Below are 12,944 nucleotides of genomic sequence, written 5' to 3' on the forward strand. Positions count from 1 at the left end.
TGCACTTACTTGGAGATTCGCACCGCTCGCGCCGGCCACGGCTGTCCCCAGCGCGCCCGAACCACCTCGACGCCGTTCGCGATTTGGTCCAGGGATGCGGGATGCAGAACCACCCGCCCGCGCAGCCCGCCGGGGACGGCGCTCCCGCCTCCTCCATCGCCGCCCGCGCCATGGGCGCGCTCCGCCGCGACGCCTCCGCCTACCTCGAAGGCCTCAACCCCGAGCAGCGCCGCGCCGTCGAGACCACGGAGGGCCCGGTGCTCGTGCTCGCTGGCGCCGGGACCGGCAAGACCCGCGTGCTGACCACCCGCATCGCGCACCTGATCGCGACCAACCGGGCGCGGCCCTTCGACATCCTGGCGGTGACCTTCACCAACAAGGCCGCCCGGGAGATGAAGCACCGGATCGGCGCGCTGATCGGCCCCGCCGGCGAGGGCATGCCCTGGCTCGGCACCTTCCACGCCATCGGCACCAAGATCCTGCGCCGCCATGCCGAGATGGTCGGGCTCAAGTCCGATTTCACGATTCTCGGCACCGACGACCAGCTCCGGCTGATGAAGCAGGTCATCGCCGACCAGAACGTCGACGAGAAGCGCTGGCCGGCCCGCGCCCTGTCCCACGCCATCGACGGCTGGAAGAACCGCGGCCTCGGGCCGGAGCAGGTGCCCCCGGGCGAGGCCGCCGCCTTCGCGTTCGGCAAGGGCGGCACGCTCTACACCGCCTATCAGGCCCGGCTGGCGACGCTGAACGCCGTCGATTTCGGCGATCTCCTGCTGCTCTGCCTTAAGCTCTGGCGGGAAAATCCCGACGTGCTGGCCAACTATCAGGACCGGTTCCGCTACATCCTGGTCGACGAGTATCAGGACACCAACGTCGCCCAGTACCTGTGGCTGCGCCTCCTGGCGCAGAACCGCAAGAACATCGCCTGCGTGGGCGACGACGACCAGTCGATCTACGGCTGGCGCGGCGCCGAGGTCGACAACATCCTGCGCTTCGAGCACGATTTCCCGGGTGCGGTGGTGGTGCGGCTGGAGCGCAACTACCGCTCCACGGGCCACATCCTGGCCGCCGCCTCCGGGCTGATCGCCAAGAACGAGAGCCGGCTCGGCAAGACCCTGCGCACCGACGACGAGCCGGGCGAGCGCGTCACCGTGACCGGCGCTTGGGATTCCGAGGAGGAGGCGCGGATGCTCGCCGAGTCGATCGAATCCCTCCAGGCGAAGCAGCACGCCCTGTCGGAGATCGCCGTGCTGGTGCGGATCTCCGCGCAGATGCGCGAGATCGAGGACCGGTTCGTCCAGCTCGGCCTCCCCTACCGGGTCATCGGCGGCCCGCGCTTCTACGAGCGCGCCGAGATCCGCGACGCCCTGGCCTATCTGCGCACCACCATGAATGTCAGCGACGACCTCGCCTTCGAGCGGATCGTCAACACGCCCAAGCGCGGCCTCGGCGACGCGACCCTGCAGCAGCTCCACACCTACGGCCGGGCCAACCGGCTGCCGCTGCGGATCGCGGCCGAACGTTTGTGTGAGACCGACGAGCTGAAGCCCCGGGTCCGCTCCACCCTGCGGGCGCTCACCCAGAGCTTCTCGCGGTGGGCGCGGCTCGTGGAGTCGCGGCCGCACAGCGAGGTCGCCCAGATCATCCTGGAGGAATCCGGCTACACCGAGATGTGGCAGAAGGACCGTTCGGCTGACGCCGCCGGGCGCCTGGAGAACCTCAAGGAATTCGTCCGCTCGATGGAGGAATTCCCCGACATGGCGGCCTTCCTCGAGCACGTCTCCCTGGTGATGGAGGCCTCCGAGACCGAGGGCGCCGAGCGCGTCTCCCTGATGACGCTCCACGCCGCCAAGGGGCTCGAATTCGACACCGTGTTCCTGCCCGGCTGGGAAGACGGCCTGTTCCCCAGCCAGCGGGCGCTCGACGAGAGCGGCCGCGCCGGCCTTGAGGAGGAGCGGCGCCTCGCCCATGTCGGTCTCACCCGAGCACGCAAGCGGGCGAAGCTGTCCTTCGCGGTGAACCGGCGCATCCACGGGCTGTGGTCCTCGACCATCCCGTCCCGCTTCATCGACGAGTTGCCGGAGACAGCCGTCGACGTGGTCGAGGCGCCCGCCCATTTCTCCGCCGGCGCCTCGCGGTTCGACCGCAACCCGACGCCGTTCGGATCGAGCTACGGCACGCCCGGCTGGCAGCGGGCGCAAGCCAACACGGCGCCGAATGGCGGCCGCGGTTTCGGTTCGGGGCCCGGCGGACGGTCCGGAGGCTATTCGGGCGGTCCGCGCCAGATCGAGGGCGAACTGATCGCCAAGTCGACGGGCACGCCGTCGGCGTTCGAGACCGGCCAGCGCGTGTTCCACACCAAGTTCGGCCCCGGAACGATCGCCGGCGTGGACGGCAACAAGCTGACCGTTGACTTCGACAAGGCCGGCCGGAAAATGGTCCTCGACAGCTTCATCCAGGCTGGATCGAGCTAGTCCCGCCGACCAAGCCCGGACGTTTCAGGGCGGCAGGGTCGGCCGGCTTCGCCCCTGCGGGCGGGGAGGATCCGCGATCGTGCCGGATACCGTGCCATCCCGACCCGTACGGTATCCGGTCGAGGCTTCCCGTCCCTGCAACACGCTCCGTCATCGCGCGCGCGGCGAAGCGACCCGGAGCGGTGGGTTATCCGCCGGCGCGGCACTGCCGGATGGCTCTGCCCTGCCCGCCAGGACGGGGCGGCCGATGGACGGAGGCGGCATCGCTCAGGCCAACCCTGATGCATCCGCGCCAGCCGCGCGGCATTTTCGAAACCCCGCCCCTCACCGTCACCTCTTGGTCACACCCGGCGCGCAATCGTCGGGTGCGAAGCGCGCTGGTGCGGCAGTTGCATCGCGTATTCGGCCGCGTACGACATGTCGTGACGCTCTCCACAGGCTGACGAACGCGGGGCGGAACCTTCGGTCTAGGGCCGGTATTAAGTCCGCAAACGAGTAGAACCGGGAGCAAGCAGGTAAACGGCAGTTCAGAGACAGATCCAGGTTGGCAAGTCCCGTTGGAGTGTACATCCATGAAGAGACGCCGCGCACGACTTGAACTGGTTGAAGACCGCACGTCCCGCATTCATCGCACACGCTTCGACGAAGAACGCAACCTCGCTCCGATCCAACCGCTCACCGAACGACAAGCCGAATATCTCGACGCCCTCGCCCGCTCCCCGCAGGTCATCGTCCTCGGGCCGGCCGGCACCGGCAAGACCTTCATCGCCGGAACCCGCGCCGCGGATCAGCTCCGCCAGCGTCGCATCGCCAAGGTGGTGATCACCCGTCCGAACGTGCCGTCAGGCCGCTCGCTGGGCTACTTCCCCGGCACCCTTGAGGAGAAGATCGCCCCCTGGGTCGCCCCGCTGACCGAGGCCATGAAGGAGCGCATGGGCGCCGCCGCCTTCGAGATCGCCGTCAAGACCGGCGACATCGAGATCGTCCCCTTCGAGGTGATGCGCGGGCGAACCTTCAAGAACTGCCTCGTGATCCTCGACGAGGCCCAGAACACCACGGTCAACGAGATCAAGATGTTCCTGACCCGCATCGGCGACGATTGCCAGGTCATCATCAACGGCGACGTCTCGCAGACGGATCTCCGCGAGACTTCGGGCCTGCGCACCGTGATGCATCTGATCAAGAGCCGGATGATGCCGATCCCGGTGGTCGAGTTCACCCGCAACGACATCGTCCGCTCGGGCATCTGCGCCGAATGGGTGAAGGCCTTCGAGGAAACGAATCTGTAACCCGGAAGTTGATGGCGGCGGGTCCTCGCAGACCCGCCGTGCCGCCCCGCGGCACGAGACGACTCTCCGTACCTCCCATCCGGGAGGATGAACCGGGCACCAAACCCGGCCATCAGAGAACTGGAGTCTCCTCGTGAGGAAACTGACCTTCGCCTTCGCCGTGCTGGCCACGCTCGGCGGCGCCGCCCTCGTCCAGCCCGCCTCCGCGGCCCCCGCTATGCCCGGCGCCGTCACGGCCCCCGATGCGGTGACCCATGTCCGCATGACCCCCATGGAGCGCCGGATGATGCACCGCCGGATGGAGCGGCGCATGATGCATCGTCGCATGCACCGCCGGATGATGCATCGCATGTGAGGTCCGCAGGCGGAGCGGTGGTCCACCGGCCCCGCTCCGCCGTCCCGGGGCGTTGCTCCCCACCGCGAAGATTCCTATCTCCTCACTCGAATCGCGCAGTCAGGCGGCCGTCGCGGCAGCCGGCCGATCCGGGAGACCAGGATGCCCCCCTCGAACCGACTGTTCGACGATCTCGCCCGCCTGATGACCGATGCGGCCGGCGCCGCCCAGGGCGTGCGCCGTGAGGCCGAAACCGTGGTCAAGGCCCAGCTCGAACGCGTGATCCGCGACCTCGACGTCGCCTCGCGCGAAGAGCTCGATGTGCTGCGCGATCTCGTCACCAACCTGCAGGCGCAGAACGCGGCGCTCACGGCCCGCGTCACGGCCCTGGAGGCGAAATCCGGCGGTGCCGCAGCGGGTGCGGCGGGGCTGAGCGAGGTCGTCTGAGTCTCCGCGGCAACGCCGGAGGCTTTTACACAGGAAGCGGCAGCGACGATCCGGTTTCCTGTTCACTGAACGTGGCCTGCACTTTGTGTCGCGAGTCACGGCCGGTCTATAGTCGGGCATAGGGTGATTCGGGGGCTGCGGGGCGATGTCCGCGGAGCTTTGACAGTCGATCGCTTCACCTCCGGTGCAGATCTGCCGGTCGTTCCAGTTCTCGGAGTGTTCTCACGCTCCGGTTTCGCGTCACCGTCACGTCAGGCCCGGACTCGTCTAGGCCGTCCTTTTGGATCGTCATGCCGCTTCTCAATGTCGACTTCCACGACCCGGACCGGAACGAGCATCCGCTCGACGTCGTCGAGCGGCTGGCGTCCCTGCGCGACTGGATCTTCGACCGGGCCGAGACCGACGAGATGTCGGTCACGAGCCCCGGCCGGTGGACCGACTACAACGTGGCCTTCACGTGGATCGAGGACGTGGAGGCTCTGCACGTCGCCTGCGCGTTTGACCTCAAGGTGCCGGAGCGGCAGCGGACCGAGGTGATGCGTCTGATCGCATTGATCAACGAGCAGCTCTGGGTCGGCCATTTCGACCTGTGGTCGAGCGACAGCGTGGTCATGTTCCGGCACGCCCTGCTGCTGACGGGTGGGGCGGTCCCGACCCATCCGCAATGCGCCACCATGATGAAGAGCGCGGTCGACGCCTGCGAGCGCTACTACCAGGCGTTCCAGTTCGTGCTGTGGGCCGGAAAGAGCGCCCGCGAGGCGCTGGATGCCGTCCTGTTCGAGACCGAAGGCGAGGCGTGACGGACCCGGGCGCCTCCGCGGCGCGGATGCCGGACTCCCTGGTCCTGGCCGGGGCCGGCAAGATGGGCGGCGCGATGCTGACGGGGTGGCTTGAGGCCGGCCTCGACCCGCGCCGCACGACGATCATCGATCCGGTGCCCGCACGCCCGATCGTGGATCTCTGCGCCGCGCGGGGCATCGCCTTGAACCCGCCGGATGCCGAGCCCGGGGCGGTGCTGGTCCTTGGGATCAAGCCGCAGGGCCTGGAGGCGGCGGCCACCGGGCTGGATCGGCTGATCGGCCGCGACACGCTCCTCGTCTCGATCCTGGCGGGCAAAACCATCGCCGACCTGCGCGCCCGGCTGAAGCGGGCGCGTGCCGTCGTCCGGGCGATGCCCAATCTGCCGGCGAGCATCGGCCGGGGCGCCACCGGCGCCTGCGCGAGTCCCGAGGTCTCGCCGGAGCAGCGCGCGGCCGCCGAGGCGCTGTTCGCGGCCAACGGGGCGGTGGCGTGGCTCGCCGACGAGGCGCAGATCGACGCGGTGACGGCGGTCTCGGGCTCCGGCCCGGCCTACGTCTTCCTGCTCGCCGAGACCCTGGCGGAGGCCGGCATCGCGGCCGGTCTGGACCCCGACGTCGCCCGTGCTCTCGCCCGGGCCACGGTGGCGGGCGCCGGCGCGCTCCTCGATGCGGATCCGGCCGAGGCGGCGGAGTTGCGCCGCAACGTCACCTCGCCCGGCGGCACCACTGCGGCGGCGCTTGATGTGCTGATGCGCCCGGATGGCCTTGGCGCGCTGATGCGGGAGGCTGTGGCGGCGGCCCGTCGACGGGCGGCGGAACTCTCCGGCTGACAGCGGGCCCACCTCTGTGCGGCATGGCCGCGCGACGACCCTGCCCTTCGCCGCCGGCCCACCTAAATGAAGCGACACGACCGACAAATGCGGGCGACCGACCCATGACCGACAGCAAAGCCTCTCCGAAGCGCCCCCGCAAGGCCGCGAGCACCGCCACGTCGAGCCGCACCGACGGGAGCGTCGTGCAGGAGAGCGTTGCGGCCGAGGCCTCTGGGCAGGCGGGCGCGGCGCCGAGCGACAGCGCGCCGAAGCTGCCGCCCCGGGAGGCCGCCGTCGAGGCCCTGATGCGGCTCGCCGCAGAGCAGCCCTGGAACGACATCGAAGTCAGTGACATCGCCCGCGAGGCGGGCCTGACGTTGGCCGAGCTGCGCGACCTGTTCCCCTCGAAGGGCGCCGTGCTCGGCGGGCTCACTCGGATCATCGACCGCAAGGTCCTGGAGGGCGACCTCGCGGGCCTTGAGGAAGAGCCGACCCGCGAGCGCCTGTTCGACGTGCTGATGCGCCGCCTCGACGCGATGGAGCCCTACAAGCCGGCCCTGCGCCGGATTGCCTACGCGCTCCGCGGCGAGCCGCTGTCGATGCTGGCCTTGAACGGCGTCATGCTGAACTCGCACCGCTACATGCTGGCGGCAGCCGGGATCGACACCGAGGGCCCCCTCGGGCAGCTCAAGCTGCAGGGCGTGGTGATCGCCTTCGCCCGCGTCACACAGGTCTGGCTCGACGACGAGGATCCGGCGCTCGCCCGGACGATGGCGCGGCTCGACAAGGAGATCCGCAATGGCGAGCGCTTCATGGAGCGGGCCGAGGATGTCCGCCGGCTGACAGCGCCGCTGCGCGCCCTCGGCCGCTCGTTCCTGGACCGCCGCCCGCGCGAGCGCCGTGGACAGGACGGCGACGAATCGGATCCCGCCGCCGCGATCTAGAGCGTTTTCAGCGATGCTTGAACCGCTGAAAATGCTCTAGCTTATCGATGAGGCTGCATTCTCCGCCGAACCGGTGACCACTTCGGCGGAACATGCTCTCAGCGACCGATCCAGGCGGCGAGGCTGAACGATGCCCCGGCCTCAAGCGGCCTGGATGTCGCTGAGGAAACTGTCGACGTCGCGTTTGACGGTGAGCGACTGCGCCGCCAGCTCGGCGGCCGCGCTCTGCACCTGGACGGCCGCGCTGCCGGTCTGGCGGGCGGCGGCCAGAACCCGCGACACGTTGGCCGAAACGTCCTCCGTGCCCCGCGCCGCCTCGCCGGCGTTGCGCGAAATCTCGCTCGTCGCCGCCGTCTGTTCCACCACGGTCGCGGCGATGGCGCCGCTGATCTCGTTCACGGCGGCAATCGTGCGGCCGATCTGCTGCATCGCCTCCGCGGCCTGGCCAGAGGCCGCCTGGATCGCGGCGATCTGACCGCCGACTTCCTCGGTGGCCCGCGCCGTCTGTCCCGCGAGCGCCTTCACCTCGGCGGCGACGACGGCGAAGCCCCGCCCCGCCTCGCCGGCACGCGCCGCCTCGATCGTGGCATTCAGCGCCAGCAAGTTGGTCTGGCTGGCGATTCCCGAGATGAGGGTCACGGCCGCGCCGATCTGCTCGGCGGCCGCGCGGAGGCTCGCCATGGCGGCGTTGGTCGCCTCGGCCTCGTGGGCGGCATGACCGGCGACCTCGTTCGAGCGGACCACCTGCCGCTCGATTTCCTGGAGCGACGTGACCATCTCCTCGGCCGCAGCCGCTACGGTCTGGACGTTGGACGAGGTCTGCTCTGCGGCCGTGCTCGAGGTCACGGCCTGGCTGTTGGTATCGTCGGCCACCCGGGTCATCGCCCGCGCGGTGGCATCGAGCGCGGTGGTCGTCGCCGTGACGATGTCGAGCGAGGCGGCGATCTTCCCCTCGAAGGCATGCACCAGCGCGTCGACCCGCTCGGCCCGGCGCAGGCGGGCGGCCTGCTCGGCGGCCCGCGCGGCCTCCAGCTCGGCGCGGGCGACGGCGTTCTGGCGGAAGATGTCCACGGCGCGGGCCATCGCGCCGATCTCGTCGGTCACGTCGCGATAGGGCACCACGACCTCCCGGTCGCCGCCGGCCAGCCGCGTCATGGCCTCCGTCATGCCGGTGAGCGGCCGGACGATGCTGCGGGCGACCAGGAAGGCCAGGAGGCCGCCGAGAACAAGAACCAGCGCGAAGAGGCCGATCTGGATGCGCTGGGCGCTTTCTGCGGCTTCATCGGTTTCCTTGGACTTCCGCTCGGCGGCTGCCAGAATCCTGCCCCGCAGATCCACGCCGAGTCGTTCGAGGGCTTCGATATGCGGCTTGATCCCGCTTTCGAACACAGTCTTCGCTGTGATCATGGCCTGATCATAAACATAGAAGCTGCTCGAGGCGGTCTTGAGCGCTTCGAGAACCGTGTTGACCTGCGGCCCGAACGGCGCTCCTCCCGGACCCGCCCTGAACGTCTCCAGTGCCGACCGCGCTTCGTCGATCCGACGGCTGTAGGACGACAAATCCTGAGGGTCGAAGCTGATCATATAGCGCGCGGACGTCAGGCGCGCCCGCAGGACGACATTGTCGACGTTCTGGGCGCGGGCGAGCGTCGCCTCCTCGGCGCGTGCGTGCACGTCCGTGATCAGCTTCGCCATGAGCTGAGCCAGCACGTTGCCGGACTCGAACATCCGCGCCTTGGATTCGCTGAGAGCGGCGCCCGCGGCGGCGAGACGCTCCAGCTCCGGCCTCATGGCACTGGCGTGATCGCGCATCTCAGTGAAGTACTTGCGCCCGAGATCCGTCAGGGCTCCCGCGATACCACCGTCGCAGGACTTCTCGATCGCGAGGCGCGCCTGTTCCATCGCGACGATCCGCTCCGGCTGCGGTGTGAGCCGATAAGTCTCGGCAAAGCCGTTGAGACGCGCCGCCGAGCCATCGACGGCGAAAATCGCCTGTGCGCCCAGATAGAGGCGGCGGCGCAGGTGATAACTTTCGTTGAGCTTAGTTTGCTGAACGACTGCAAACGCGCCAATAAATCCCGCCATTATGACAAGCAGAATAAATCCGGAATATAGGCGCGACTTTATCCCGATGCTCATCCTATTCGCCCTTGATGCGTCGCCCCGATGCTGCGCCGCATATCAAGGTAGGATATTTGTGACATCTTTGTGTCAAATTTGTCTTTTTATCGGAACGATACTTGAGGTTGGGTAGTATATCAGTCGAAAAAATCACTAAATAGTCTGGAATTGAGCATTAAATTACAATAAGACCGCTTACAGGCCGCCAATCAACCCGCTAAAGCGAATTGCGGCCGTTCTTTCCGAACGGTTCTTGGTGGTGCGATGATCTGAACGTGCGGACGCCGCCGGCTTGGCAATCGCCGTGCTGGCCCTCGCTGCGTGCCGTGTGTCTCGCGGATCGAGACGGCGCTCGCTCGTCTGGGATGCTGCATTGGCGAGCAGGATTCGGGCGCGTCCTGGTCCCGCCGAGGGCGTGATCCGTGCGACGCCGATACCGGGGGCGTGCCGCGAGCAGAGCTCGGCGTGCCGTCACGGTGCAGCGGGAGAAGCCCTCACAACACCGGCCGGTCGCGTCCCAAGGCCGCGAGCGGATCGCCCGGGGCGAAACGCAGCCGAATCGCGCTTCAGGCGGCGCGGCTTGCCAACGCCTCGCGCATCGTTGTGGCCACCATCCCGTTCTGGAGCTGGTCGCGCGGGACGAGCAGCGCGTCGGGCACCCGGGCCGAGACCTCCGGGCCCATGGCGTCGACGGGATCGCGCGCGAGGATGATGCGCAGTCCCGGCCGCAGGGTCCGCGCCTCGACGGCGAGCTGCGCGCAGCACAGGCTGCCATGGAGCGCAGTATCCACCACCAACACGTCGACCGGCAAACCGAGGGCCAGCACCGTCATGGCATCGACGCCGCGGTCGCAGGCGGTGACTTGGTAACCCAGCATCCGGACCTGAGCCGAGACCTCGTCGCGCCAGCGCTTGTGGCGGCCGACAACCAGCACCTGAATACGGTAGCAGCTGCCTTGGGGAAGGCTGTCGGAGGCAGTCTCGACGTCGGCTGGGGGCATTCCGCACTCGACTTCGCGCTGGCTTTGCGATGCAGCATGCTAAGCTGGGAAGCAATCCCCGCGCAAGCCCGCCGCCGTGAAGGCGCCGCATTCCGCGCCGCCGCTGCACAATGGCGATGCAGCCCGAAGCGTGACCAGAGACTGGGCACGCAGTTGACGCCGCGGGGGTCAGGCGGGCAACACCGGCCGGCCGCGGCCTCTCACGCCGCGCTGCCGGAGCCCGAGCCGATGTCGTCCGCGAAATCACCGCCCGTCTCCCCGCTGGCGCCTGCCGCGAGCCCCGATCTGCCGCCCGTGACCGGGGTGCGAATCGCCACCGCCCAGGCCGGGATCCGCTACAGCGGCCGCACCGACGTGCTCTACGTCGCCCTCGAGCCCGGGACCCGGGCAGCCGGCGTGTTCACCCGCTCGAAATGCCCCTCGGCGCCGGTGGATTGGTGCCGGGAAGCGCTCGCCGACGGCTCGGCCCGGGCGCTGGTGGTCAATTCCGGCAATGCCAACGCCTTTACGGGCCGGCTCGGCCGCGAGGCGGTGGCGCGAACCGTCGAGATTGCCGCGGCGGCGGCGGGCTGCAGCGCGCGGGAGGTCTATGTCGCCTCCACCGGCGTGATCGGCGAGCCGCTGCCGGCGGAGCGCTTCGAAGGCGTGCTGGCCGATTGCGCGGCCCGGGCCGCGGACGGGCCTGCCGCCTGGGACGAGGCGGCCCGCGCGATCATGACCACCGACACGTTCCCGAAGCTCGCCACCCGCACGGCCGAGATCGACGGCGTGGGCGTGACGATCAACGGCATCGCCAAGGGCGCCGGCATGATCGCCCCCGACATGGCGACGATGCTGTCCTTCGTCTTCACCGACGCCGCCCTGCCCCAGACAGTCCTGCAGGCCCTCCTGTCCGCGGGGACGAAGACGAGCTTCAACTGCGTGACGGTGGACGGCGACACCTCCACCTCCGACACGCTGATGCTGTTCGCCACCGGCAGGGCCGGAAACGCGGCCGTGTCCGATCCCGCCGATCCGCGCCTGTCGAACTTCCGCGCGGCGCTGGAAAGCCTGCTGGTCGAGCTGGCCCAGCTCGTCGCCAAGGACGGCGAGGGCGCGCGCAAGTTCGTCACCGTGCGGGTCACGGGCGCCGAGAGTGACGCCTCCGCGCACCGGATCGCGATGTCGATCGCCAACTCGCCGCTGGTGAAGACCGCGGTGGCGGGCGAGGACGCCAATTGGGGCCGGGTGGTGATGGCCGTGGGCAAGGCCGGCGAGCCCGCCGACCGGGACCGGCTGGCGATCTGGTTCGGCGACGTGCGCGTAGCCGTCCACGGCGCCCGCGATCCCGCGTACAGCGAGGCGGCGGCGAGCGCCGTGATGCGTGCGCCGGAGATCGGCATCCGGGTCGATCTCGGCCTCGGCGACGGCGCGGCCCGCGTCTGGACCTGCGACCTGACCAAGGCCTACATCGAGATCAACGGGGATTACCGCTCGTGAGGACGGCCCTCGCCGGCACCCTCATCGCGGCGATTCTGGTCGCGCCGGTCCACGCCGACGATTCGGCCTGCAAGCGCCACATCAGCGTGGTCGGACGCGCCGTCGAGACGCGGGCGCCTGACTTCGCCGAGATCACCATCGGGGTCGAGGCGCGTGGCGCCACCGCGGCGGCAGCCCTCGACGCGGCCTCCAAGACTGTGACCGGGATCTCCGCGCAGGCCCGCACCCTCGGCGTGACGCCAGCGGATATCGGGACGGAAGCGGTCACGCTTCAGGCTGCAACCCGCGCGGTGGTCAGGCCCGGCGGCAGCAGTACCGAGGAGCCCGACGGCTACCGCGCGAGCAATCTCGTGACTGTCCGGCTCGCCGACATGGACCGCCTCGGGGACCTGCTGCGCCAAGCCCTCGATTCGGGGGCGAACCGGATCGATTCCGTGAGCTTCGGGCTGCGCGATCCCGACAAGGCCGAATCGGCGCTCCAGGTGGCGGCGGCGCGCGACGCCCGGTCCCGGGCTGAGGCGCTCGCCGACGCGCTCGGCACCAAGCTTGGCCCGCTCTGCACCCTCTCGACCCAGGGCGGGGCACCGTTCCCCATGGCCAGCCGCGCCCTCCCGGCGCCCATGCCCGCCAAGGGCCGACGGGTACCGATCGAGGCCGGCACGATCCAGATGTCCTCCGAGGTCTCGGCCAGCTTCGCGGTGGCCCCGTGAGCGCGCCCGAACAGGCCGTGCTCCGCCTCCTGCTGGTCGTCGCAGTGGCGCTTGTCGATGTCGACGGCCGCGTGCTGGTCAGCGAGCGCCCGCCGGGCAAGCAGCTCGCCGGCCTGTGGGAGTTTCCCGGCGGCAAGGTCGAGCCCGGCGAGCGTCCCGAGCAGACGCTGATCCGGGAGCTCGCCGAGGAACTCGGTATCCGGGTCGAGGAGCCGTGCCTCGCGCCGCTCACCTTCGCCAGCCACGCCTATCCGGATTTCCACCTGCTGATGCCGCTTTACGTCTGCCGGCGCTGGACCGGCACGCCGCGCCCGATGGAGGGGCAGGCGCTCAAATGGGTCCGGCCGAAGGCGCTGCGCGATCTCGCCATGCCGCCCGCCGACGCGCCGCTGATCCCGTTCCTGGTCGACCTCCTCGAGGTCTGAGAGCGTTTCCGGCTGACGCCCCCAGGTGACGGAACCGCTCCGTCATCGCGAGCGAAGCGACCTCGGGTGCGAACCGAAGCAAGGCCTTGTTCAGTCGACGGCTTTATG

General features: G+C 69.4%; 12 protein-coding genes. 10 read left to right on the forward strand and 2 right to left on the reverse strand.

Features of this window, described 5'->3' with window-relative positions; genetic code table 11:
* Positions 1 to 101 precede the first annotated feature (101 nt).
* The 7 genes from JOE48_RS11895 (at position 102) to JOE48_RS11925 (ending at position 7,100) form a co-directional block, all read left to right on the forward strand.
* The gene (locus tag JOE48_RS11895) at positions 102 to 2,474 is read left to right on the forward strand and encodes an ATP-dependent helicase (RefSeq protein WP_210030000.1); all 2,373 of its coding nucleotides are present in this window, start codon (positions 102 to 104) and stop codon (positions 2,472 to 2,474) included.
* Positions 2,475 to 3,046: 572 nt separating this feature from the next.
* Positions 3,047 to 3,763, forward strand: coding sequence for a PhoH family protein (locus tag JOE48_RS11900; protein WP_210030002.1), 717 nt, complete (start codon positions 3,047 to 3,049; stop codon positions 3,761 to 3,763).
* 133 nt (positions 3,764 to 3,896) lie between these two features.
* Positions 3,897 to 4,118, forward strand: a complete 222-nt coding sequence (locus tag JOE48_RS11905; protein WP_210030004.1) for a hypothetical protein — start codon at positions 3,897 to 3,899, stop codon at positions 4,116 to 4,118.
* Positions 4,119 to 4,259: 141 nt separating this feature from the next.
* A complete protein-coding gene (locus JOE48_RS11910) occupies positions 4,260 to 4,544 on the forward strand; it encodes an accessory factor UbiK family protein (protein WP_210030006.1) in 285 nt (94 codons plus the stop codon).
* Between the two features lie 290 nt (positions 4,545 to 4,834).
* Positions 4,835 to 5,344 carry a YbjN domain-containing protein gene (locus tag JOE48_RS11915; protein WP_210030008.1) on the forward strand — a complete coding sequence of 170 codons (510 nt, stop codon included), beginning with the start codon at positions 4,835 to 4,837 and terminating at the stop codon, positions 5,342 to 5,344.
* A 26-nt stretch (positions 5,345 to 5,370) separates the two neighbouring features.
* Complete coding sequence (gene proC, locus JOE48_RS11920) at positions 5,371 to 6,174, forward strand: pyrroline-5-carboxylate reductase (protein ID WP_210035713.1); 804 nt, start codon at positions 5,371 to 5,373, stop codon at positions 6,172 to 6,174.
* 104 nt (positions 6,175 to 6,278) lie between these two features.
* On the forward strand, positions 6,279 to 7,100 hold the full coding sequence (locus JOE48_RS11925; protein ID WP_210030009.1) for a TetR/AcrR family transcriptional regulator: 822 nt from the start codon (positions 6,279 to 6,281) through the stop codon (positions 7,098 to 7,100).
* Positions 7,101 to 7,241: 141 nt separating this feature from the next.
* Here the strand turns inward: JOE48_RS11925 and JOE48_RS11930 are convergent, their stop codons facing one another.
* On the reverse strand, positions 7,242 to 9,002 hold the full coding sequence (locus JOE48_RS11930; RefSeq protein ID WP_245252802.1) for a methyl-accepting chemotaxis protein: 1,761 nt from the start codon (positions 9,000 to 9,002) through the stop codon (positions 7,242 to 7,244).
* 785 nt (positions 9,003 to 9,787) lie between these two features.
* Positions 9,788 to 10,222 carry a histidine kinase gene (locus JOE48_RS11935; protein ID WP_210030011.1) on the reverse strand — a complete coding sequence of 145 codons (435 nt, stop codon included), beginning with the start codon at positions 10,220 to 10,222 and terminating at the stop codon, positions 9,788 to 9,790.
* A gap of 228 nt (positions 10,223 to 10,450) precedes the next feature.
* Between JOE48_RS11935 and argJ the strand changes: the two genes are divergently transcribed.
* Genes argJ through JOE48_RS11950 form a run of 3 tightly spaced genes read left to right on the forward strand, consistent with a single transcriptional unit; the run spans position 10,451 to position 12,836 of the window.
* A complete protein-coding gene (argJ, locus tag JOE48_RS11940) occupies positions 10,451 to 11,701 on the forward strand; it encodes a bifunctional glutamate N-acetyltransferase/amino-acid acetyltransferase ArgJ (protein WP_210030012.1) in 1,251 nt (416 codons plus the stop codon).
* Positions 11,698 to 12,411 (forward strand): SIMPL domain-containing protein, encoded by a 714-nt coding sequence (locus JOE48_RS11945; protein WP_210030013.1) that lies wholly within the window; start codon positions 11,698 to 11,700, stop codon positions 12,409 to 12,411. The genes argJ and JOE48_RS11945 overlap by 4 nt, the downstream gene beginning before the upstream one ends.
* Positions 12,408 to 12,836, forward strand: coding sequence for a (deoxy)nucleoside triphosphate pyrophosphohydrolase (locus JOE48_RS11950; RefSeq protein WP_210030014.1), 429 nt, complete (start codon positions 12,408 to 12,410; stop codon positions 12,834 to 12,836). The genes JOE48_RS11945 and JOE48_RS11950 overlap by 4 nt, the downstream gene beginning before the upstream one ends.
* The last annotated feature ends 108 nt before the right edge of the window (positions 12,837 to 12,944 follow it).

The organism is Methylobacterium sp. PvR107, assembly GCF_017833295.1.
GTDB lineage: Bacteria > Pseudomonadota > Alphaproteobacteria > Rhizobiales > Beijerinckiaceae > Methylobacterium.

Bases quoted from the DNA above. Each gene is read 5' to 3' on its own strand.
- JOE48_RS11895 (WP_210030000.1), top strand. From the start codon at position 102: ATGCAGAACCACCCGCCCGCGCAGCCCGCCGGGGACGGCGCTCCCGCC.
- JOE48_RS11900 (WP_210030002.1), top strand. From the start codon at position 3,047: ATGAAGAGACGCCGCGCACGACTTGAACTGGTTGAAGACCGCACGTCC.
- JOE48_RS11910 (WP_210030006.1), top strand. From the start codon at position 4,260: ATGCCCCCCTCGAACCGACTGTTCGACGATCTCGCCCGCCTGATGACC.
- JOE48_RS11915 (WP_210030008.1), top strand. From the start codon at position 4,835: ATGCCGCTTCTCAATGTCGACTTCCACGACCCGGACCGGAACGAGCAT.
- proC (WP_210035713.1), top strand. From the start codon at position 5,371: ATGCCGGACTCCCTGGTCCTGGCCGGGGCCGGCAAGATGGGCGGCGCG.
- JOE48_RS11925 (WP_210030009.1), top strand. From the start codon at position 6,279: ATGACCGACAGCAAAGCCTCTCCGAAGCGCCCCCGCAAGGCCGCGAGC.
- JOE48_RS11930 (WP_245252802.1), bottom strand. From the start codon at position 9,002: ATGGAACAGGCGCGCCTCGCGATCGAGAAGTCCTGCGACGGTGGTATC.
- JOE48_RS11935 (WP_210030011.1), bottom strand. From the start codon at position 10,222: ATGCCCCCAGCCGACGTCGAGACTGCCTCCGACAGCCTTCCCCAAGGC.
- argJ (WP_210030012.1), top strand. From the start codon at position 10,451: ATGTCGTCCGCGAAATCACCGCCCGTCTCCCCGCTGGCGCCTGCCGCG.